At 72.0% G+C, this 21924-nt stretch carries 21 protein-coding genes; 7 read left to right on the top strand and 14 right to left on the bottom strand.

The genetic code is table 11. The features are described 5' to 3' along the window. Positions 1–26: 26 nt before the first annotated feature. From AC060K_RS20140 to AC060K_RS20130, 3 genes are all read left to right on the top strand, one after another. On the top strand, positions 27–476 hold the full coding sequence (locus AC060K_RS20140; RefSeq protein ID WP_483767130.1) for a VOC family protein: 450 nt from the start codon (positions 27–29) through the stop codon (positions 474–476). 102 nt (positions 477–578) lie between these two features. After that, positions 579–758, top strand: coding sequence for a DUF4236 domain-containing protein (locus AC060K_RS20135; protein WP_483767129.1), 180 nt, complete (start codon positions 579–581; stop codon positions 756–758). Positions 759–817: 59 nt separating this feature from the next. Then, complete coding sequence (locus tag AC060K_RS20130; RefSeq protein WP_483767128.1) at positions 818–2104, top strand: deoxyguanosinetriphosphate triphosphohydrolase; 1287 nt, start codon at positions 818–820, stop codon at positions 2102–2104. 1 nt (position 2105) lies between these two features. Here the strand turns inward: AC060K_RS20130 and AC060K_RS20125 are convergent, their stop codons facing one another. The 4 genes from AC060K_RS20125 to AC060K_RS20110 are packed head-to-tail and all read right to left on the bottom strand — an operon-like array spanning position 2106 to position 6267. After that, entirely contained in the window at positions 2106–2552 is a 447-nt protein-coding gene (locus AC060K_RS20125) for a carboxymuconolactone decarboxylase family protein (RefSeq protein ID WP_483767127.1), read from the bottom strand. Between the two features lie 51 nt (positions 2553–2603). Next, entirely contained in the window at positions 2604–3479 is an 876-nt protein-coding gene (locus AC060K_RS20120) for a sugar ABC transporter permease (protein WP_483767126.1), read from the bottom strand. Then, positions 3479–5050, bottom strand: a complete 1572-nt coding sequence (locus AC060K_RS20115; RefSeq protein WP_483767125.1) for an ABC transporter permease subunit — start codon at positions 5048–5050, stop codon at positions 3479–3481. Before AC060K_RS20115 ends, AC060K_RS20120 begins: the two co-directional genes overlap by 1 nt. Then, positions 5050–6267, bottom strand: a complete 1218-nt coding sequence (locus AC060K_RS20110; protein ID WP_483767124.1) for a sugar ABC transporter substrate-binding protein — start codon at positions 6265–6267, stop codon at positions 5050–5052. Before AC060K_RS20110 ends, AC060K_RS20115 begins: the two co-directional genes overlap by 1 nt. A 207-nt stretch (positions 6268–6474) precedes the next feature. On the opposite strand from AC060K_RS20110, the gene AC060K_RS20105 reads away from it, so the two are divergent. Both AC060K_RS20105 and AC060K_RS20100 read left to right on the top strand, forming a co-directional pair. Then, positions 6475–7494: a LacI family DNA-binding transcriptional regulator gene (locus AC060K_RS20105; protein WP_483767123.1), complete on the top strand. Its 1020-nt coding sequence runs from the start codon at positions 6475–6477 to the stop codon at positions 7492–7494. A 97-nt stretch (positions 7495–7591) separates the two neighbouring features. After that, positions 7592–9352, top strand: a complete 1761-nt coding sequence (locus AC060K_RS20100; protein ID WP_483767122.1) for a glycoside hydrolase family 13 protein — start codon at positions 7592–7594, stop codon at positions 9350–9352. 119 nt (positions 9353–9471) lie between these two features. Here the strand turns inward: AC060K_RS20100 and AC060K_RS20095 are convergent, their stop codons facing one another. The 7 genes from AC060K_RS20095 to AC060K_RS20065 all read right to left on the bottom strand — a co-directional run bounded on the left by AC060K_RS20095 (position 9472) and on the right by AC060K_RS20065 (position 14748). After that, positions 9472–9885 carry a hypothetical protein gene (locus AC060K_RS20095; RefSeq protein ID WP_483767121.1) on the bottom strand — a complete coding sequence of 138 codons (414 nt, stop codon included), beginning with the start codon at positions 9883–9885 and terminating at the stop codon, positions 9472–9474. 2 nt (positions 9886–9887) lie between these two features. After that, the gene (locus AC060K_RS20090; RefSeq protein ID WP_483767120.1) at positions 9888–11168 is read right to left on the bottom strand and encodes an alpha/beta hydrolase family protein; all 1281 of its coding nucleotides are present in this window, start codon (positions 11166–11168) and stop codon (positions 9888–9890) included. Continuing rightward, positions 11123–11533, bottom strand: a complete 411-nt coding sequence (locus tag AC060K_RS20085; RefSeq protein ID WP_483767119.1) for a hypothetical protein — start codon at positions 11531–11533, stop codon at positions 11123–11125. Before AC060K_RS20085 ends, AC060K_RS20090 begins: the two co-directional genes overlap by 46 nt. Then, positions 11530–12231 carry a hypothetical protein gene (locus AC060K_RS20080; RefSeq protein WP_483767118.1) on the bottom strand — a complete coding sequence of 234 codons (702 nt, stop codon included), beginning with the start codon at positions 12229–12231 and terminating at the stop codon, positions 11530–11532. Before AC060K_RS20080 ends, AC060K_RS20085 begins: the two co-directional genes overlap by 4 nt. 98 nt (positions 12232–12329) lie before the next feature. Beyond that, entirely contained in the window at positions 12330–13076 is a 747-nt protein-coding gene (locus AC060K_RS20075; RefSeq protein ID WP_483767117.1) for an amino acid ABC transporter ATP-binding protein, read from the bottom strand. Next, entirely contained in the window at positions 13073–13927 is an 855-nt protein-coding gene (locus AC060K_RS20070; RefSeq protein ID WP_483767116.1) for an amino acid ABC transporter permease, read from the bottom strand. Before AC060K_RS20070 ends, AC060K_RS20075 begins: the two co-directional genes overlap by 4 nt. Continuing rightward, positions 13924–14748: an ABC transporter substrate-binding protein gene (locus tag AC060K_RS20065; RefSeq protein WP_483767115.1), complete on the bottom strand. Its 825-nt coding sequence runs from the start codon at positions 14746–14748 to the stop codon at positions 13924–13926. Before AC060K_RS20065 ends, AC060K_RS20070 begins: the two co-directional genes overlap by 4 nt. Before the next feature lie 50 nt (positions 14749–14798). Here AC060K_RS20065 and dusB point away from each other — a divergent pair, with 50 nt between their 5' ends. Beyond that, on the top strand, positions 14799–15980 hold the full coding sequence (gene dusB / locus AC060K_RS20060; RefSeq protein ID WP_483767156.1) for a tRNA dihydrouridine synthase DusB: 1182 nt from the start codon (positions 14799–14801) through the stop codon (positions 15978–15980). A 124-nt stretch (positions 15981–16104) separates the two neighbouring features. On the opposite strand, the gene amaB is transcribed toward dusB, so the two are convergent. The 3 genes from amaB to AC060K_RS20045 are packed head-to-tail and all read right to left on the bottom strand — an operon-like array spanning position 16105 to position 20265. After that, positions 16105–17667 carry an L-piperidine-6-carboxylate dehydrogenase gene (gene amaB / locus AC060K_RS20055; RefSeq protein WP_483767114.1) on the bottom strand — a complete coding sequence of 521 codons (1563 nt, stop codon included), beginning with the start codon at positions 17665–17667 and terminating at the stop codon, positions 16105–16107. Beyond that, positions 17664–19040 carry a 2-oxoadipate dioxygenase/decarboxylase gene (gene hglS / locus AC060K_RS20050; protein ID WP_483767113.1) on the bottom strand — a complete coding sequence of 459 codons (1377 nt, stop codon included), beginning with the start codon at positions 19038–19040 and terminating at the stop codon, positions 17664–17666. Before hglS ends, amaB begins: the two co-directional genes overlap by 4 nt. A 34-nt stretch (positions 19041–19074) precedes the next feature. Further along, on the bottom strand, positions 19075–20265 hold the full coding sequence (locus AC060K_RS20045; protein WP_483767112.1) for an NAD(P)/FAD-dependent oxidoreductase: 1191 nt from the start codon (positions 20263–20265) through the stop codon (positions 19075–19077). Positions 20266–20520: 255 nt separating this feature from the next. Between AC060K_RS20045 and AC060K_RS20040 the strand changes: the two genes are divergently transcribed. Further along, the gene (locus AC060K_RS20040) at positions 20521–21918 is read left to right on the top strand and encodes a glycine--tRNA ligase (RefSeq protein ID WP_483767111.1); all 1398 of its coding nucleotides are present in this window, start codon (positions 20521–20523) and stop codon (positions 21916–21918) included. Positions 21919–21924: the final 6 nt, after the last annotated feature.

Genomic DNA, 21924 nt, shown 5'->3' with positions numbered 1-21924 from the left:
CTCACCGCCAGGCCAGGGTGGACCTCATGAAGATGTCATCCCTGCACCCGAACCTCACCGTCTCCGGCGCCCGCGAGGCGATCGCCTTCTACGAGGCGGCGCTCGGCGCCGAGCTCGTGGACTCCGTCACCGCCGGGGACGCGATCATCCACTCCGACCTGCTCCTCCGCGGGCCGGCCGGCGAGTCCACCTTCACGGTGGCCGAGGCGTTCCCGCCGGACTCCGTCGCGCCCGACGGCGGCCCCACGCACGCCAGCCTCACGATCCCGGTCGAGGACACCGACGGGGCGTACGCCCGCGCCATGGCTGCCGGTGCCACGAGCCTGGTCGAGCCCGCCGACTGGTTCGAGGGCTTCCGGCAGGCGGCCGTGCGCTGCCCCTACGGGCACCGCTGGTACTTCGTGACGATCGCGGAGTCGGTCACAGCCGCCGACGTGCAGCGTGCGAGCGACGCCTGGACGGCCGGCAAGGGCTGACCCGGGCAACTCCCCCCGCCGGACACGCAGGACGGTGGTTCGCCGGGTCTCGGCGCTTCGGTACCCTTTGTCCAGCCACGTCCCAGCGATCGAGGAAGCACCATGGGTCTCCTGTCTGGAATCAAGTTCCGCAAGCGGATGTCGTTCGGTCCGATGAAGTTCAACTTCACGCAGAAGGGCTTCTCGTCCTGGAGCGTGAAGGTCGGCCCCTGGTCGTGGAACTCGAAGACCAAGAAGCACAGCGTGGACCTGCCCGGCGCCTTCTCCTGGCGCCAGAGCTAGCAGCCCGGCATCGCACGCGGGTGGCCGGGAGCCGGCCCCCGCGTGGCTAGAGTGGTGTCGTGCACCAGGAGGACGAGTACGGGAGGCGAGCTCCGTCGTCGTACACGGAGACCGACGCGGAGCGGTGGCTCACCGAACCGCCCAAGTCGAGCGCACGGACGCCGTTCGAGCGTGACCGTGCCCGCGTGGTCCACTCGTCGGCGCTCCGCCGCCTCGGTGCCAAGACGCAGGTCCTCGGGCCGGGGAGCGACGACTTCGTCCGCACCCGGCTCACCCACTCCCTCGAGGTGGCCCAGGTGGGGCGCGAGATGGGGCGCGCGCTCGGCTGCGACCCCGACGTCGTCGACGCGGCGTGCCTCACGCACGACCTGGGGCACCCGCCGTTCGGGCACAACGGGGAGAGCGCGCTCGCGGAGCTCGCGGCCGGCATCGGTGGCTTCGAGGGCAACGCCCAGACGCTCCGCCTGCTGACCCGGCTGGAGCCCAAGGTCTTCGCGCCCGACGGCACGCCCGTGGGCCTCAACCTCACCCGCGCGAGCCTCGACGCGAGCGTCAAGTACCCGTGGGCGCACGGCGCCGGCCCCCTGCGAGCCGACGGACGGCCCACGCGGAAGTTCGGCGTCTACGAGGACGACCTCCCGGTCTTCACCTGGCTGCGCGACGGCGCGCCCGAGGGTGTCAAGTGCCTCGAGGCGCAGGTCATGGACCTCGCGGACGACATCAGCTACTCCGTGCACGACGTCGAGGACGGCGTGGTGGGCGGCCGCCTCGACCTGGCCCGGATGGACGACGCCGAGGAGCGGGCCCGCGTCGTCGAGTACGTCCGCAGCTGGTACGGCTCGTGGAACGACGCCGACGCGCTCGACGCCGCGATCTGCCGCCTCAAGGACACCGGGTACCTGGTCACGGAGTTCGACGGCTCCCGGCGCGCGCTCGCCGCGCTCAAGGACGCCACGAGCCAGCTCATCGGCCGGTTCATCGGGGCGGCGCTCGACGCGACGCGGGCGGAGTACGGCGACGGGCCCTTCACCCGTTACGCGGCCATGCTCGTGGTCCCCGACGAGACGGTCGCCGAGATTCTCGCCCTCAAGGGCATCGCGGTCACCTACGTCATGGCGCCGCGGGAGCGGGAGCCGCTCTACCTGCGGCAGCGCGAGATCATCGCCGACCTGGTGAAGGTCCTGGCCGACCGCGCGCCCGTGGCCCTGGAGACGCCGTTCGCGGCGGACTGGGCCGCGGCGGCCGACGACGCCGCGCGGCTCCGCGTCGTCGTCGACCAGGTCGCGTCGCTCACCGACGTGTCGGCGATGCAGCTCCACGCCCGCCTGGTGCGGCCGGGGACCTGAGCTACTCCCCGGCCGCGCCGGACGACTCGGCCGCGTCCGCCGCGGCGTCGCGTGCCGCGTAGACCTCCTTGGCCACCATGGCCAGGTTGACGGCCCGCGGGATGCCCGCGTAGCCGGCGACCTGGATCACGATGTCGGCGATCTGCTCCTTGGTGACCCCCACGTTGAGCGCGGTGTCGATGTGGAGCCGCAGCTCCGGCTCGCACCCGCCCATGGCGCCCAGCATGCCGATCGTCACGAGCTGGCGGTCCCGGGGCGTCACGTGCTCGCTCTCGTACAGCTCGCCGTAGCCCCACGCGAGGATCTGGTAGCCGAGCTCCGGCGCGACGCCCTCCAGGGCCGCCACGAGGTTCCGCACGCCCGGCGAGCCGATCCGGTCGATCACCTCGAGACCCTGCTCGACCGACGCCTTGCGGAACGACTCCTCGTGACGCAGGTTCTCCGTCATGACCATCCTCCGTGTGTCCCCTATATGCCGGTATGCACTAGGGGACACACGCTAGCCCTTGACGGATCCCGCCGTCAGGCCACCCACGATGTACTTCTGGAGGAAGAGGAACAGCGCCAGGACGGGGATCGCCGAGATGACGGCGCCCGCGGCGAACAGGCCCCAGTTCGCCTCGAGCAGCGACGACACCCAGCCGTAGAGCCCCACGGCCAGCGTCCAGTTGCTCTCCGACTGCAGCAGCACGCGCGCGATGATGAACTCGCCGAACGTGCTGATGAACGACAGCAGGCCCACCACCGCGAGGATCGGCGAGACCAGCCGCAGGATGATCGTCCAGTAGATCTGCGAGTGCGTGGCACCGTCGATCTTGGCGGCCTCGTCGAGCTCCTTGGGCACGGTGTTGAAGAACCCGTACATGAGGAACGTGTTCACGCCGAGCGCGCCGCCCAGGTACACGCAGATGAGCCCGAGCTTCGAGTTGAGGCCCAGCTCCGGGATCACGTTGCCGAGCCCCACGAGCAGCAGGAAGATCGCGACGAACGCGAGCATCTGCGGGAACATCTGGATGATGAGCAGGGCGGTGAGCCCGGCCCGCCGCCCGCGGAAGCGGAACCGCGAGAACGCGTAGGCGGCAGCGGCGCCCATGAGCACCGTGCCCACCGACGTCGCGATCGCGACCTGGAGCGTGTTGAGCATCCACGTCCAGAAGTACGTGTCGCCGAGCTGCTCGTAGTTGGCGGTGCTCACGTCGGCGAACAGCCGGTTGGAGCCGGTGAGCGTGCCGCCGTCGGACAGCGACGCCGACAGCACGTACACGAGCGGGAAGCCCGCGTACACCACACCCACCACGCCGACCAGGTGCCGCCAGCCGAGCTCGCGCATCCACCTGCCCTGGGACATCCTCGGCTCTGACGTCACGGCGGTCATCAGGCGATCTCCTCGAGAGAACGGGTACGCCGGAAGGCGAGGGCGGAGATGGTCGCCACGATGACGAAGATGACGATCGACAGAGCGCTGGCCAGGCCGTAGTTCTTGGGCGCCGAGCCGTCGATGCCGCTGATCGAGTAGACCATCGAGATCAGGATGTCGGTGTGCCCGAGGGGCACGGAGGCGTCCGTGAACCGCGGCCCGCCGTTCGTGAGCATGTAGATCAGGGTGAAGTTGTTGAAGTTGAAGGCGAAGCTGGAGATGAGCAGCGGCGCCGTCGACACGAGCAGGAGCGGCAGCGTGATGGACCGCCACGTGCGCCAGCGGCCCGCGCCGTCGATCTTCGCGGCCTCCAGCACGTCACCGGGCAGGGACTGCAGCGCGCCCGTGCAGATGAGGAACATGTACGGGAAGCCGAGCCACAGGTTCACGCCCAGGACCGCCAGCTTGGCGAGCCAGGGGTCGGTGAGCCACGGGATCGCCGCGCCACCGAGGAGCACCTGGTTGATGAACCCGAAGCTCTTGTTGAGCAGGCCCGACCAGAGGAGCGCCGCGAGGAACCCCGGGATCGCGTACGGGAGGATGAGGAGCGTGCGGTAGATCTTGCGGCCGCGCAGGCGCACGTCGTTGAACGTGATCGCCAGGAAGAGGCCCAGGAGGAACGTGGTCGCGACGGAGAGCACCGCGAACGCGAACGTCCAGAGCAGGATCTTCAGGAACGGCGTCGCGTAGCGGTCGTCGCCGAACGCGGTGACGAAGTTCTCGAAGCCGACGACGACGCGCCAGCCCACGTCCAGCGTGGTGCCGTCCTCGGCCTCGAACAGGCCGTTGTCGTTCGGCGTGTAGACGGTGCCGTCGGCCGTGTCCGTCAGGGTGTCGGCCGCCTCGTCGTACACCAGCGAGGGCAGGAAGACGTACCCCGTGCGGGCGTCCTGCGTGCGCAGCGAGCCGTCGTTCGGGTCGTCGGAGACCGGGACGCGCAGGGCGGTGACCTCCTGCTGGCGCTCCAGCACGGTGGCGCGGTCGAGCACCTCGTACCCGGGCACCTCGGTGGCGCGGTCGCCGTCGACGGTCGCGTCGTCGACCTCCTCGAGCGGCTGGTCGGCGGTGCCGGCGAGCACGTCGCCGTCGTCGGACACGATCGCGAAGCCGAGCGCGTCGCCCTGGGCGACGACGGTGAGCGGCGACGCGGACGAACCCTCGACGCGACGCTCGTTCTGCGCAAGGAGCGCGGCGACGGCGTGCTCCTTGGTGGAGTTGTGCCCGTCGCCGTAGTTCGTGAAGGCGACGTAGCCCGTGTACGCGACCACGTAGACCTGGAAGACCAGCAGGAACGCCAGTCCGGGCAGGATGTACTTGAGCGGCAGCGCGCGCTTGGAGAAGTACGCCCAGTTGGCGACGACCAGCAGCGCGACCATCGCCGCGAGGATCCCGTACGACTCCTCGCCCCACGCGGCGAGGACCGCGAAGACGCCGAGGGCGTCGACGATCGCCATGAGGACGAGCTTGGCCAGGAACCCGGGGCCCCACCCCTTCACAAGGGTGGAGCCCCGGGACAGGGGTGCTGACATCAGCCGATCGCGCCCTGGATGTCGGACACCATCTTCTCCCAGGCGGCGGCCGGCTCGGCCGCGCCCGAGATGATCTGGGCCTCGGTGACGCCCCAGAAGGCCCACACCGAACCCATCTCGGCGATGGACGGCATCGGGACGGCCTCGGCACCGACGGTGCGGAAGCCGGCGGTGACCGGGTCGGACGACGCGGTGTCCGCGGCGGCCGTCAGGGCCGGCGGGCGGTTGCCGGCCTCGTACAGGGCGAGCTGCGCCTCCTCGGTGGCCATGAAGTTCACCAGGAAGTCGGTGGCCGACACGGCGTTCTCGCTCTGCGCGGAGACGTAGAAGCCCTGCACGCCGACGAACGGCTGGGCAGGCTGCGAGCCTGCGGCCGGGATCGGGTCGATCGCGAGCTCGAGGCCCTCGAACTGCTCGAGCATCCACGGGCCGCCCACGATGTACGGCGACTCGCCGTTCTTGAACGCCTCGACGGCGATGTCGTAGGTGATGTCCGTGCTCAGCACGCCGGCCTTGCCCTGCTCGGCCAGCCAGGTCGCGAACGCGGTGCCGTTCTCGCCGCCGAGCGTGAGCTCGGGCTTGTACGAGCCGTCCTCGTTCTGCGCGAAGACCGGGGCGCCGAACGACGTCTGCAGCGGGTAGTACGTGTACGGGTCGCCCTCGGTGCCCGTCTGGATCAGGATCGGGTACTTCGCGCCCGCGGCCTGGCCGGCGGCCACGGCGTCGGCCCAGGTGGCGGGGGCCGACGGCGCCAGCGCCGTGTTGCGGATCAGGGCGATGTTCTCGACCGCGTAGGGCAGGCCGTAGACCTGGCCGTCCTGGGTGAACGCCTGGACCGAGACGGGCTCGAACGCGTCGGCGAGGTCGCCGAGCTCGATCGGGGACACGACGCCGGCGGAGAGGAGCTCGCCGAGCCAGTCGTGCGCGCCGACGGTGATGTCGGGGCCCTCACCGGTGGGGACCTGGGCCAGGAAGTCGGGCCGGATGTCCTCGAAGTTCTTCAGGACGAGCTCGACGTCCGTGCCGGTCTCCTCCTCGAACGACGCGGCGGCAGCCTCGACCGCGGCCTGGCGGGTCTCGTCGACCCAGATCGTGAGGCTGTCGCCGGCCGCGGCGGCCGAGGACTCGTTGTCGGCAGGCTCTTCGGATCCGCCGGCGCAGGCGGACAGCCCGAGGGTCGTCGTCAGCGCGGCGGCGAGAAGGATGCTCCGTCGCATCGGTAGTCACTCCCAATGGTTGGTGGGCGGCCCGGGGCGGGTGTTCGTCCTCGGGCCCGTGCCCTGACCGTAAGGCTGGCGGACGGCACCTTGCAAGTCGTTGCGATAAAGTTTCAGCATCGTTTGCAGGCAGTGGCGCCGACACGCCCACCTCCTGCTGCCGGACTTGCAGGACGAGGAGGTCCCGTGTCACCTAGGCTTCCGGGCGTGCGTACCCGACTGTCCGACCTCGCCGCCCAGGCGGGCGTCTCCACCGCGACGGTCTCGCGCGTGCTCAACGGCAAGCCGGGGGTCGCCGGGGAGACGCGGCAGGCGGTCCTCGCGGCCCTCGACGTCCTCGGCTACGAGCGACCCTCGACCCTGCGCTCCCGGTCGGCGGGCCTGGTGGGGCTCATCGTCCCCGAGCTGACCAACCCGGTGTTCCCCGCGTTCGCGCAGGCGATCGAGTCGCAGCTTGCCGAGCACGGCTACACGCCCCTGCTGTGCACCCAGTCGCCGGGCGGCACCACGGAGGACGAGTACGTCGAGACGCTGATCGACCACGCCGTCGACGGCATCGTGTTCGTCTCCGGAAAGCACGCGGACTCGCGCGCCAGCATCGAGCGCTATCAGCGCCTGCGCGGCCGCGGGCTGCCGATCGTGCTGGTCAACGGCTACGCGCCGGGCATCGACGCCCCGTTCGTGTCGCCCGACGACAGCGCGAGCGTCGAGCTCGCCGTGCGCCACCTCGTCTCGCTCGGCCACCGCCGCATCGGCATGGCGATCGGCCCGGACCGGTTCGTGCCCGCCGGGCGCAAGCTCGCGGCATTCGCGGACCAGCTCGTGCGGCACGGTCTCGCGGCCTCCGAGAAGGAGGCGCGCGAGCACGCCGTCATCACCCTCTACACGCTCGAGGGCGGGCAGGCTGCAGCGGGCGAGCTCCTCGACTCCGGCCACACCGCCATCGTCTGCGGCTCCGACCTGATGGCGCTGGGCGCCATCCGCGCCGCCCGCTCGCGCGGCCGCCGGGTGCCCGACGACGTCTCGGTGGTCGGGTACGACGACTCGCCGCTCGTGGCCTTCACGGACCCGCCCCTGACCACCGTGCGCCAACCCGTGACGGAGATGGCCCGCGCCGCCGTCAGCGCGCTCCTCGCCGAGATCCACGGCGAGCGGGCGCCCCGCTCGGAGCTGCTGTTCGCGCCGGAGCTGGTGGTCCGCGGGTCCACGGGGGCCGCCCCGCAGTAGCCGGCGGCCGGTCGGACGTTCCGGACCAGGGGCCGACTGCCGTACGCTTGCTGCAATCTTTGCAAGCACCCCCCGACCGTGAGGATCGCACCGCTCCATGTCTGCACCGACAGTCGTTCCCCTCATCGCAGGCGCGCCCGTCCACTCTCCCGCCCCCGGCGCGGAGTGGTGGCGTCACGCGGTGATCTACCAGGTCTACCCGCGCTCCTTCGCGGACGGCAACGGCGACGGCGTGGGCGACCTGCCCGGCATCACGAGCCGGCTCGACCACCTGAAGCAGCTCGGCGTCGACGCCGTGTGGCTCAGCCCGTTCTACCGCTCGCCGCAGAAGGACGCCGGCTACGACGTCTCCGACTACCGCGACGTGGACCCGCTGTTCGGCACCCTCGAGGACTTCGACGCCATGCTGGCCGGCGCCCACGAGCGCGGCATGCGCGTCATCGTCGACGTGGTGCCCAACCACACCTCGGACCAGCACGTCTGGTTCCAGGCCGCCCTGGCCGCCGCCCCCGGCTCGCCGGAGCGCGAGCGGTACATGTTCCGCGACGGGCGCGGCCCCGCCGGCGACGAGCCGCCGAACAACTGGCAGTCGATCTTCGGCGGCCCTGCCTGGACCCGCCTCGCCCCGCGCGAGGACGACGGCGTGAAGGGCCCCCAGTGGTACCTGCACCTCTTCGACTCGTCGCAGCCCGACCTCAACTGGGAGAACCCCGAGGTCCGCGCGGAGTTCGAGGACGTGCTCCGGTTCTGGCTCGACAAGGGCGTGGACGGGTTCCGCATCGACGTGGCCCACGGCATGATCAAGGCCCCCGGCCTGCCCGACTGGGCCGGCAAGGTCGCCATGGTCGAAGGGACCGACCCCGGCGCGCCGGAGGACGGCGCCACGGGCGCGGGCAACAACGGCCCCATGTTCGACCAGGACGGCGTCCACGACATCTACCGTGCCTGGCACACGGTCCTCGCCGAGTACGACGGCGACCGCTGCCTCGTGGCCGAGGCCTGGGTGGAGCCGCTGTCCCGCCTGGCCAACTACGTGCGGGCCGACGAGATGCAGCAGGCCTTCAACTTCGCGTTCCTCACCACGCCGTGGAACGCCCCCGCGCTGCGCACGACCGTCAACGTCTCGCTCGCCGCGATGGACGAGGTGGGCGCGCCCAGCACCTGGGTGCTCTCCAACCACGACGTGGTGCGCCACGCGTCCCGGCTCGGGCTGTCCGCCGAGGCGTCCGCGGGCCCGCTGAACGGCATCGCCGCCCACGACCCGCAGCCCGACGAGGAGCTCGGCCTGCGCCGCGCCCGGGCCGCGTCGCTGCTCATGCTCGGCCTGCCCGGCTCGGCGTACCTGTACCAGGGCGAGGAGCTCGGCCTGCCCGACCACACCGCGCTGCCCGCCGAGGTGCGCCAGGACCCGGCGTTCTTCCGCACCGAGGGTGCCGAGGCGGGCCGCGACGGCTGCCGGGTCCCGATCCCCTGGTCCGCCGACGACGCCGGGTTCGGCTTCGGCCCGACGGAGGCCACGTGGCTGCCGCAGCCCGCGTCGTACGCCCGCTATGCCGCGGACCAGCAGTACGGCGTCCCCGGCTCCACGTTCGAGATGTACCGCGCCGCCCTCGAGGTGCGCCACGCCCACGAGCTCGGCCGGGGCCGCCTCGCCTGGGTCGAGGCCTACGCGGACTCGGCCGACGTGCTCGCCTTCCAGGTGGCTGATGTCGTCGTGATCGCCAACCTGGGCGAGTCGCCCGTCGTCCTGCCCGCCGACGCCGAGGTGCTGGTCGCCTCGGGCCCGCTGGGCTCCGACACGGCCGACGGCGGCGTGACGCTGCCGCTCGACACGACGGTCTGGCTGCGCGCGATCTGACGCCCTCGCCCCCGGGTTCGTTGTGGGGTTTGGGGGTGGGGGGGGGGGGGCGGGGGGGCGCGCCCCCCCCCCCCCCCCCCCCCCCCCACCCCAACCCCCACAACGGAGCGGGGTCGCGGTCAGGGGGTGATGCCGTAGTGCTCGCGCAGCTGGCCCAGGCTGGGCGTGCCGTTGAAGCTCAGGTCCGACGGGTGGACGGTGATCGAGCCGTCCTCCGACACGTAGTCGAGGTATGGCGTCACCGAGTCCCTGAGGTCGGACGCGGCAAAGGCCTGGAGCACCCCGTCGAGGGTGGCGAGCGCCTCGTCCTCGGTGATCGCGTCGAGCGTGACCGTCCCCCTCTCCGACGGGTTGCCGAACGAGTCGCCGCACTCCAGCTCGGCGCCGACGACCCCGGCGACCGACGTCGCGGCGCCCTCCAGGGCCGCGCACCGGTCGTCCGCGCCCCCGCCGCTCGTGCAGGCCGCGAGGGTCGCCGCACACAGGAGCGCGAGAGTCACGGAGGCCGTCCGCGTGAGGATGTTGCTGGTCATGGTCACTGTCTCCGTCCGACGCTGATCTCCACGGTCGAGCTCGCGGCGTCGTTCCGTGCGCGCTCCGTGTCTGTGCTCGCCTCCGGCAGCAGGAACCCGCTGTCGCGGAGCTGCTGCTCGTACTGCGCCAGGGCGGGGTCCTTGCTGCCGCTGATCGAGTTGCTGTAGTTCCGGTGATCGTGGGCGCCTGCGGGGTCCGTCCACGACACACCTTCCGGGTTCGGCAGGGTGACCGTCGTGTGGCCGGGGCCCGACTGCTCGTAACCGCTCGGCAGCCCGGGCATCATGGGGGCGAGCGGCGCGAGCGGGTTCAGGCTGGGCACGTAGAGCGAGTCCCCCATGTCGAGCCGCGGCACGACGTCGGTCTGGTGCTGCATCTCCAGGACGTTCACCCGGGGGTCGATGTGCTCGCTGTCGATCGGGGACCCGAACGTGACCGCGTTCGTCACGTTGTACTCGGACACGAAGTCGGGGTTCGAGGCCAGGTCGGCGACCGTCATGCCGCCCTGCGAGTGGCCGACCATGAGGACCTCCGCGCCGGGCGGGATGTTCGCGTTCGCCATCGCCAGCTCGACGGCCTGGGTCATCGTCGAGTGGCCGCCGCCCGCCGTGACGAGGTTGCCGGTGAGGTCCATGGGGTTGTCCCCGGTCTTGACCCACTCCTCCGTGCCCGGGACGCTCACGATGACGCGCGGGCCGTTCGGCCCCTCGACCGTCGTGACGCGGACCGTCCCGTCGTTGCCGTAGGCGTCGGTGACGCTCCTGGTCAGGTCGTCCAGGCTGTCGGGCACGGTCGCCTCGCCGACCGGGCGCGGCTGGCCCGCGTACGGGTCGCCGTCGTCGAAGAAGCTGGTCTCCTTGCCGGTCACGGTCGAGAACCCCGCCGCGCCGAACGCGCCGGTCACCAGCAGGCCGGAGGCCACGACCTCGGTGGTGCGCGGCCAGCGCCCGTCGAGGATCGAGCCGCCCGTCGCGTCCCAGAGCTGGCCGCCCGCGTCGAGCACGTTCTCCCACTCGTCGGCCGACTCCACGATGCCCTCACCGCGGTCGGCGAACCAGCCGCCCAGGTCGGACGCGCGGTCGCCCAGCCAGTCGCCCGCGTCGGACACCCGGTCTCCGGCCCAGTCCACGCCCTCCTTCACGCCGTCCGCCACGTCCTCGGCGCGGTCGCCGAACCAGCCACCGATGTCGGTCACCTTGTCGCCGACCCAGCTCGCGCCGTCCTTGACGGTGTCCGTCACCGTGTCGACGCCGTCCTTGACGGTGTCGCCGACCCAGTCCACGCCCTTCTTCCCGGCGTCCCACAGGTCGCCCGCGCGTTCTTGAGCCAGCCCAGCGGGCCGCCGCCCCCACCGCCGCCACCGCCGCTGCCGGAGTAGTTCTCGGACGTGCCCGCCTGCATCTCGGCGTTCTTCGCCGCCTTCTTGCCGGCGGAACGCAGCGCCTCGGCGGCCGTACCGACGGCGGGACCGAGGTCGCTCAGCCAGCGGGACTTGAACCGGTCGATGTTCGGCCCGGCACCGCGCACGTGGGCGACCGTCTGGTTGGTGTCGCGGCGCACGTCCTCGAGCTGGCCTGCGGCCCGGTCGAGGATCCGCGCGAGGTTCTTGACCTGCTCGACATCGAGGCCCCACATCTCCTGCGTCATCGGGTCGCCCCCTCGCCGGAGCCGCCGGTGCCGGTGCCGTCGTCGTCGCCGGTGCCGCCGCCTGCCTCAGGCGTCGTCGCGTCGATCGCGCCGACGAGGGCCCAGCGAAGCTCCCGTGCGACGGCGCCGTGCGTCCGCTCCGTGAGGCGGAGCGCGCCGTCGTGCGTGCGGACGTCGAGCAGACGGTCGTCCACGACCGACCAGAGACGGGCCCAGACCACCGCCGGCGCCTCGCCCCCGCGCCACGCCTCGACGCTGACCTGGAGGTTGGCGTCCTCGCGTGCCAGGAGGGCCTTCGCCTCGTCCTCGGTGAGGTCCAGCGTCCGGTCCTCGTGCGTGCCACCCGCGGCGGAGGCGGGGGCGCGGAGCGCGTCGACGGGCGGGAGGGTACGGGCGATCGCCGGCCACAGGTCGTCCACCATCACGAAGATGAGCTCGGCCCCGGGCTCGCGCAGCGTCGCCCCGCCGTCGCCCTCGGCCATGCGCTGCGTCACGAGCAGCACGCGGTCGCCCACCATGGTGAGGCGCGTCGTCGTGCCCCGGCTGCCGGCCGTGCTGATCATCGTGGCCTTGACGGGTGCACCCAGGTGCTCGGCGAGCGCCGCCGACACAGCGCTGTCGCCGCCGCCCTGGCGGGCCTGCGCCACGACCTCGTTCCACTCCTGCGCGTCCAGGCGCAGGACACGTGTCCCTGGCATGGGTCCCCTCCCCGTTCAGGTCCGTCTCGGGCGGTCTGCCACCCTGGGCGACCGTAGCAGCGGCGGCACCTGGTCGGCGATGGGGACATCTCCCCTGGTCAGGGCAAGACGCGAGCCAGGAACTCCCGGGTGCGCGGCTCCCGCGGATCGGCCAGCACCTCGCGGGCCGGGCCCTCCTCGCAGATACGGCCGGCGTCGAGGAAGACGACCCGGTCGGCGACCTCACGCGCGAAAGCCATCTCGTGCGTGGCCATGAGGATCGTCGCGCCGTCGTCCTTGAGCCGGCGGACCAGGTCGAGGACCTCGCCCACGAGCTCGGGGTCGAGAGCGCTCGTGATCTCGTCGAGGAGGAGGAGCTCGGGCTCGGTCACGACGGCGCGGACGATGGCGACCCGCTGCTGCTGCCCGCCGGACAGCGTGTCGGGGTAGGCCTTCGCCTTGGAGCCGAGGCCGATGGTGGCGAGCAGGTCGAGGGCGCGCGCCTCTGCCGTCGCCCGCGGCACCTTGTGGACGAGGCGGGCAGCGAGCGTCACGTTGTCGAGCACGCTGAGGTGCGGGAACAGGTTGTACGCCTGGAAGACCGTCCCGATCCGCGCCCGGACACGGTCGCGGTCCACGCGCGGGTCGCTGATGTCCTGGCCGGCGAGCAGGATCTGCCCGTCGTCGATGTGCTCGAGCAGGTTCACGGTGCGCAGCAGCGTGGACTTCCCGGAGCCTGACGCGCCGATCAGGGCAACCACCTCGTGCCGCCGCACCGTCAGGGACACGCCGCGGAGCACCTCGTGGTCGCCGAAGGCGCAACGCACGTCGCGCACCTCCAGGACGGGGGCGGTGCCGTGGCTCATACGAGGCTCCTCATCTGCTCGCGAGCCCGCAGGCGCGCCGTGTACCAGTCGGTGAGGCGGATGACCGGGAGCGCCATCGCCACGAACAGCAGCCCGGCCACGACGTAGGGCGTGAAGTCGTAGTGGTGCGCCACCTCGATCTGCGCGGCCCGTACCGCGTCGACGGCGCCGAGGACCGAGATGAGGCCCACGTCCTTCTGCATGGCCACGAAGTCGTTCATGAGGGCGGGCGTCACCTTGCGGACGGCCTGGGGCAGCACCACGCGCCGCATCGTCTGGCCGTGCGTGAGCCCCAGGGACCGGGCGGCGAGCCGCTGCGACGGGTGCACCGCCTCGATGCCGGCCCGGAACACCTCCGAGACGTACGCCGAGTAGGTCAGCACCAGCGCGACGGTGCCCCAGAATGCCGCGTCCATGCGCCCGAACAGCTCCAGGCCGGGCACGCCGAAGCCCACCACGTACAGCACGATGATGAGCGGCGTGCCCCGGAACAGGTCCGTGTACCCGGCGGCGAGCGCCCGCAGAGGGAAGAAGACCGGGCCGCGAAGGGTCCGCAGCGTGGCCAGGACCAGGCCGAGCACCAGCACTCCCACGACGGCGACGACCAGGACCCGCAGGTTGAGCCAGAGCCCGTCGAGCACGCGCGGCAGCGACTCCCACGCCACGACCGGGTCGAGGAACGACTCCTGCACCCGCGACCAGCCGGGGCTCGACCGGAGAGCGAGGACCAGCACCGCCGCGAAGACGACGGTGCTGGCCAGGCTCACGAGCACCGAGCGCGCGGTCTGCCGCCGGCGGTAGGCACGGCGGTCCAGCTCGAGGTCGCTGGGCTCGTGCACCTCGGGGGTCACTCCAGGACGGGCGCGGTGTCGCCGCCGAGCCACTCCGCGGCGAGCTCCTCGAGGGTGCCGTCCTCGCGCAGGCTGTCCACGGCGGCCGTGACGTCGTCGGTCAGCGGCGAGCCCTGGGGGAGCACGATGCCGAACTCGTCCCCGCCCTCCGAGCCAGGGAGCTGGCCGACGATGACGCCGCCGTCCAGCTCGGCCGCCGTGAGGTAGAAGCCGGTGGGCAGGTCGACGACGATCGCGTCGACGGTCCCGTTCTGGAGCGCGAGCTTGGCGTCGTCGTTGGAGCTGAAGACCTGCACGCCCGCGTCGGGGGCGATGGACTCCTCGGCAGCCTCGAAGCTCGTGGTGCCGGTGGCGGCACCCACGAGGAGCGGCTTCAGGTCGGCCAGGGTGGCGGCGTCCGCGGCGGGCGACCCCTCGACGGTGATCACCACCTGCGTGGTCACGTAGTACGGCGAGGAGAAGTCCACGGCCTGGCGGCGCTCGTCGGTGATCGAGAACTGCTGGAGGTTCAGGTCGAAGTCCTTGGGGCCGGGCGCGATCGCCTGGTCGAACGTGGTGCGGACCCACTCGACGTCCTCCGCGGCGAAGCCGAGCTCCTCGGCGACCGCGTACGCCACGGCGGCCTCGAAGCCCTCCCCCGACGCCGGGTCGTCGTTCTCGACCCACGGTGAGTAGGCGGGCTCGCCGGTGGCGATCGTCAGCTTGCCCTCCGTGACGTGGCCGGTGGCGTTCGCGTCGTCCGTGCCGTTCGAGCCTCCCGAGCAGGAGGCGAGGGCGAGGATGGTGGAGACGGCCAGGACAGGGACGAGTCTGCGCTGCATGAGCACAGTGTGACGCACCCCGCGGCGTCGCGGGGAGGCCGTCTGTGACAATGGGAGGCGTGATTCCCGTGCTGCCCCCGCTCCGGATCGGACCCCTCACCGTGACGACCCCCGTGGTGCTCGCGCCCATGGCCGGGGTGACCAACCGGGCGTTCCGCACCCTGTGCCGCGAGGCCGGGGCCTCGGGCGGCTTCGACCCCGGCCTGTACGTGGCCGAGATGGTGACGTCGCGCGCGCTCGTGGAGCGCAACGTCGAGTCCCTCCGGATCGTGACGTTCGGCGCGGACGAGTCGCCGCGGTCGGCGCAGGTCTACGGCGTGGACCCCGCGACGGTCGGCGCCGCCGTGAAGATCATCGCGGGCGAGGACCGGGCCGACCACGTGGACCTGAACTTCGGCTGTCCCGTGCCCAAGGTGACGCGCAAGGGTGGCGGTGCGGCCCTGCCCTGGAAGAAGCAGCTCTTCACCGACATCGTGAAGGCCGCCGTGGACGCCGCGGAGCCGTACGGCATCCCCGTGACGGTCAAGATGCGCAAGGGCATCGACCCGGAGCACCTCACCTACCTGGAGGCGGGGCGCATCGCGGAGTCGCTCGGCGTCGCCGCCGTGGCGCTGCACGCCCGCACCGCGGCCGACTACTACTCCGGCGAGGCCGACTGGACCGCGATCGCGCGGCTGAAGGAGGCCGTGCGGACAGTGCCTGTGCTCGGCAACGGCGACATCTGGTCGGCGGAGGACGCGCTGCGCATGGTCCGCGAGACGGGCGCCGACGGCGTCGTGGTCGGCCGCGGCTGCCAGGGTCGCCCGTGGCTGTTCGCCGATCTCGCGGCAGCGTTCAACGGGTCGGGCGAACGCGTGCGGCCTGGGCTGCGGCACGTGGCGGAGACCATCTACCGGCACGGCGAGCTCATGATCGACTACTTCGACGGCGACGAGCACAAGGGCGTCCGCGACCTGCGCAAGCACATGGCCTGGTACCTCAAGGGCTACGCCGTGGGCGGCGACGCGCGGCGGGCGCTGGCCATGGTGTCCAGCCTCGCGGAGCTGCGGACCCTGCTCGACGGCCTCGACCTCGACCAGCCGTACCCGGGCGCCGACGCCGAGGGCCAGCGCGGGCGCGCCGGGTCGCCCAAGACGCCGCACCTGCCGTACGGCTGGCTGGAGTCGCGCGATCTCGACGCGGAGTTCGAGGCGAAGCTCCGGGAGGCGGAGCTGAGCGTCAGCGGAGGCTGACGGGGCGGCACCTGCTCCTCCCGCGTGGTCACCCTGAGTGACGTTGTGTACTCAGGGTGACCACGCGGGTGCGGCACAGGTCTCGGCGGCCGCCACCGCTCGACCTGCTCAGCCGCTCAGCCGCTCAGCCGAAGTTCACGCCCTGCGCGAGCGGGAGCTCCGTCGAGTAGTTGACGGTGTTGGTGGCGCGGCGCATGTACTGCTTCCACGCGTCGGAACCGGACTCGCGCCCGCCGCCCGTGGACTTCTCGCCGCCGAACGCCCCGCCGATCTCCGCGCCCGACGTGCCGATGTTCACGTTCGCGATGCCGCAGTCGGAGCCGGCCTCGGAGAGGAACGTCTCGGCCTCGCGCACGTCCATGGTGAAGATCGACGACGACAGGCCCTGCGGCACGTCGTTCTGGAGCGCGATCGCCTCGGCCAGCGTGGAGTACGTCAGCACGTAGAGGATGGGCGCGAACGTCTCGCGGCGCACCACGTCCGTCTGCGCGGGCATCCGCACGATGGCCGGGTGCACGTAGGCGGCCCCCGCGGCGCCCGGCACGTCGACCGCGGCGCCGCCCACGACGACCTGTCCGCCGTCGGCCACCGCCTCCTCCAGGGAGGCGAGCATGCGCTCGCGCGCCGCGGTGTCGACGAGCGGGCCCACGAGCGTGCCCTCCGTGCGGGGGTCACCCACGGGCAGGCCCTCGTACGCGCGCACCAGCCGGGACACGACCTCGTCCACGACCGACTCGTGCACGATCAGCCGGCGCATCGTGGTGCAGCGCTGGCCCGCGGTGCCCGCCGCGGAGAACACGATGCCGCGGGTGGCGAGGTCCAGGTCGGCCGACGGCGCCACGATCGCCGCGTTGTTGCCACCGAGCTCCAGCAGGAGGCGGCCCATGCGCGCCGCCACGACCGGCGCCACCTGCGCGCCCATGCGCTCCGAGCCGGTCGCGGAGACGAGCGCGACGCGCGGGTCGGCCACGAGGGCCTCGCCCGCCTCGCGCTCGCCGAGCACGAGCTGGGACACCCCGGCCGGGAACCCCGCCTCGGCAAGGGCCCGGTCGAGCAGCGCGGCCGAGCCGACCGCCGACAGCAGCGTCTTCTCCGACGGCTTCCACACGACGGCGTCGCCGCACACCAGCGCGACGGCCGTGTTCCACGACCACACCGCGACGGGGAAGTTGAACGCGCTGATCACGCCCACGACGCCGAGCGGGTGCCACGTCTCCATGAGCCGGTGGCCGGGCCGCTCGGACGGCATGGTGCGGCCGCCGACCTGGCGCGACAGGCCGACCGCGAAGTCGCAGATGTCGATCATCTCCTGGACCTCGCCCAGGGCCTCGCTCGTGATCTTCCCGGCCTCGAGCGTGACGAGCTCGGCCAGGTCGGCCTTGTGCTCCGTCAGCAGCTCGCCCAGGCGCTTGATCACCTGGCCGCGCACCGGAGCGGGCACCGAGCGCCACGTCGTGAACGCCTCGGCGGCGCGCCCGACGGCGGCGCCCACCTCGGCCGCACCGGCTCGAGGCAGCGTCAGGAGAGTCTCGCCCGACAGCGGTGAGACGACGGGAAGACCCGGCTGCCCGTCGTCGGACACGGGCACTGTGGCGCCCAGGCGCTCCAGCGCCGCCAGGGCGCTGTCACGGAGCTCCGCCGTCAAGGCGGACGGGGCGAGGTCGGTGGGCTGGGTGGTGCTGGTCATGCGAGCGCTCCGGGGGTGGTGGTGGCTGCGGTCAGGGTCCGGGGGTCGACGTCGAGCGTACGCGCGGCCGCCGACAGGGAGTCCTCGACCTGGCGGGCATACAGGTCGAAGGGGTCGTTCAGCTCGCGGCCGAGCGCGCCCGACATCCAGTCGGCGTCGCGGTCGGTGCCCTCCTGGGAGGCGTCCTTCGACCCCTCCTCGGTGAGGTTCGACTGGAAGATGCCGGCCGCCGAGCGGGGCAGGAAGTCCTCGTAGACCACGGGCTCGCGGGACACGGCGCCGCTGTCGTCGACCACGTAGGTGAAGTAGCCCAGGCCCTGGTCGGCGAGCGCCGACTCGGTGGCCGGGAAGGTCGAGCGCCACACGTCTCGGGCGACCTCCTGCCGCTCGGCCTCGGGCAGGCCCGCGGCGCGCTCGTCGACCTCGATCACCGCGGCGTCGTACGCGGCGCGGCCCGCACGGGTGAGGGCGATCCCCCGGGCCTCGACCTCGCCGAAGCGGACCCGGAGAGCGTCCTCGACGACCTCTCCCGACGGCGTACGGAACCGGCGAGGCTCGGCGAGCGCACGGAACGACGTCTGGCGCAGCAGCACGTCCGGGCCCTCCCAGCGCGGCGGGCCCTGGATCGCGTCGATCATCGTGATGCCGCGGGCCTCCATGCGCGCGTACAGGTCGTCGATGTCGAGGACGCGCGGCGTGAGGTGGTTGATGTGCGTGGACGCGACGCCGCCGATGTCCGCGGCGACGGCGGAGACCGCCTCCAGCTCGCGGTACCAGGCCTGGTCGACGGGCTCGCGGGAGAGCTCGAACGCCTCGGTGGCGAGACGGAGGAACGTCCGCGCGTCGTCGTCCTCCAGCCCGCCCTCCGCCTCGGCGCGGTCCGCGAGGGCCAGGAGCTCGGGGCCGAAGAGGGTGCGGGCGCCGAGGAACCGCTCGAGGCGCTGCTCCAGGTCGGCGGTGAAGAACCGGCGGTCGCCCGTGACGAGCATCGACGTGAACACGCGGAACGGGTTGCGGGCGAGCTCGGCGCGGTCGACCGGCCGGAACGCCGTCGAGATGACGGGGACGGAGCTCGACGACGCATCGCGCAGGTCGTAGAAGCCCACCGGGTGCATGCCCATGGCCCCGAAGATCCGCGCCACCTGGGCGATCTCCGTGGGGGTGCCGACCCGGATGGCGCCGTGCCGCTCGGCGGTCACGCGGTCGATGGAGCCCAGGCGCTCGGCGTCGGCCCCGTGCGCCGCGACGAAGTCGGCGTTGACCTCGTGCGACACCTCCAGCAGCGTGGTGTAGGCGGGAACCTCGTTGCCGTACATGTCGGACAGGCTGCGGGCGAACGCCGCGCGCAGCCGCCACGGCTCGTGGAACGTCATGGCACTCTCTTCTCTCGGCTCAGGCGTCTGGGTCTCAGACGATGAGGGACTCGGTGGTGGTCAGGCCGCGGCTGAAGCGGTCCGCCGAGAAGCCGGACACGTCGACCCGTGGCTCGCGGCCGCGGTACAGGTCGCGCACGGCCTCGCCGACCGCGGGGGCCTGGAGGAACCCGTGGCCCGAGAAGCCCGCGGCGTAGAGGATGCGGCCGGGGGCGTCCGTCGCCTCGCCGATCAGGGCGTTGCGGTCGGGCGTCATCTCGTACAGGCCGGCCCAGCCGCAGGCGACGGCGACGTCGGCCAGGGCGGGCGCGCACCGCTCGGCCGCGCCCTGGAGCAGCGGAAGCCACCTCGGGTCGTACTCGGTGTCGAACGCGATGGGGGTGTCCGGGTCGGCGATCCCCAGCAGCAGGCCGTCCGGCTCGGTGTTGTGGAAGTAGAAGGTGGAGCCGTAGTCGATCGTGAACGGGATGCGCGGGGGTGCCGGGTCGAGCGCCGGGGTGAACGCGATCTGGCGGCGGTACGGGTCCACGGGCAGGTCCAGGCCCGCGCGCCGGCCGGCCTCGCGGGTCCACGCGCCCGTGCAGAGCACCACCGCGCGGGTCCGGACGCGCCCCTCCTCCGTCCAGACGGCGGCCACCTCGCCGCCACGCACCTCCACGTCGGTCAGGGCGCACTGCGTGCGGACCGTCGCGCCGAAGCGCTCCGCGCCCGCGGCATAGCCCTCCACGACCGCGTGGGGCAGGGCGTACCCGTCGCGCGCGGCGTACGCGGCACCGGCGAACCGGTCCGGGTCGATGTAGGGGTTCAGGTGCCAGGCCTGGTCCGTGGTGAGCATGCGGCTCGCCACGCCCCGCGAGTTCTGCATGGCGACGGCGTCCGTGAACCGGGCCACGTCGGCGTCGTCGGGCAGGAGGAAGAGGTAGCCGGGCTGCTGGAGCCCGATGTCGGCGCCCGGACGTTGCGCGAAGTCCTCGTAGAGCTCCAGGCTGCGGTTGCCGAGGTCGACGTTGGCCGGGTCGGAGAACTGCGCGCGCACGCCGCCGACCGGCTTTCCGGAGCTGCCCGACGCGAGGTCGGCGGCCTCGATCAGCAGCACGTCCACCCCGTCCTCGGCGAGGTGGAAGGCTACGGACGTGCCCATCGCCCCGCCGCCGACCACGACGACCTCCGCCTGCCGGGGCAGTGGGACACGGCTTCGCGCGTTCGCCCGCGCCGAGGTGCTCATGGCGGCATCCTGCCACGGGGAGGGCGGTCGAAGGGAGTCCACCCAGCGCCTTTCGCCGGAACTTTGCCTGTCACAAGCGGTCTTCACCGCAAATTCGCCCGCTGGAAGCCGATGCGGCGCGGGAAAGCTCGCTCCGGTGAAAGGGCAGGTTCGAAGAGAGCCGGACCGGTAGGCTGGGCCTGATTCTTTCCCGCGACCCTCGCGAGCGCATGCCGGCGCCACGCGCGGGCCCGTTCCCGACCTGGAGTGATCTACGTGGCCAGTGCGCCTTCAGCGACCGCCAAGCTCGACGCCGTCGTCTCTCTCGCCAAGCGGCGAGGTTTCGTGTTCCCGTCGGGTGAGATCTACGGCGGGACGCGATCGGCGTGGGACTACGGCCCCCTCGGCGTGGAGCTCAAGGAGAACATCAAGCGCCAGTGGTGGAAGTCGATGGTCACGGGCCGTGACGACATCGTCGGCCTCGACTCGTCGGTGATCCTCCCGCGCCAGGTCTGGGTGGCTTCGGGCCACGTCGGCGTGTTCACCGACCCGCTGACCGAGTGCCTCTCCTGCCACAAGCGCTTCCGCGAGGACCACCTCGTCGAGGAGTTCGAGGAGAAGAAGGGCCGCGCGCCTGAGGGCGGCCTGGCCGAGGTCGCGTGCCCCAGCTGCGGCACGCGTGGCAAGTGGACCGAGCCGCGCGACTTCAACATGATGCTCAAGACGTATCTCGGCCCGGTCGAGGACGAGTCCGGCCTGCACTACCTGCGGCCCGAGACCGCCCAGGGCATCTTCGTGAACTTCGCGAACGTGGCCGGCACGGCCCGCAAGAAGCCGCCGTTCGGCATCGGCCAGATCGGCAAGTCGTTCCGCAACGAGATCACGCCGGGCAACTTCATCTTCCGCACGCGCGAGTTCGAGCAGATGGAGATGGAGTTCTTCGTCGAGCCGGGCACGGACGAGCAGTGGCACCAGTACTGGATCGACTACCGCACCGACTGGTACGCGGACCTCGGCATCGCCCGCGAGAACCTGCGGCACTACGAGCACCCCAAGGAGAAGCTCTCGCACTACTCCACCCGCACCGTGGACATCGAGTACCGCTTCGGTTTCCAGGGCAGCGAGTGGGGCGAGCTCGAGGGCATCGCGAACCGCACCGACTTCGACCTGAAGACGCACGCGGAGCACTCCGGCAAGGACCTGATGTACCGGGACCCGGTGACCAACGAGAAGTACTACCCGTACGTCATCGAGCCGGCCGCCGGCCTCACTCGGTCCCTCATGGCGTTCCTCGTCGAGGCCTACACGGTGGACGAGGCGCCCAACACGAAGGGCGGCGTGGACGAGCGCACGGTGCTCAAGCTCGACCCGCGCCTCGCGCCCGTCAAGGCCGCCGTGCTGCCGTTGTCCCGCAACGAGGCGCTCTCGCCCAAGGCTCGCGACCTCGCCGCGGAGCTCCGCAAGCTCTGGAACGTCGACTTCGACGACGCCGGCGCGATCGGCCGCCGCTACCGCCGCCAGGACGAGGTGGGCACGCCGTTCTGCGTCACCGTGGACTTCGACACGCTCGAGGACCAGGCCGTGACGATCCGCCACCGCGACTCCATGACGCAGGAGCGCGTGGCTCTGGACAAGGTCGTGAGCTACCTCGGCGGGTACCTCGTCGGCGCCTGACGCCTG

The sequence above is a fragment of the Antribacter sp. NEAU-D49 genome (assembly GCF_057158775.1).
Note: the sequence above shows the minus strand (reverse complement) of the source record. Positions and strands in the feature narration are given on the sequence as shown.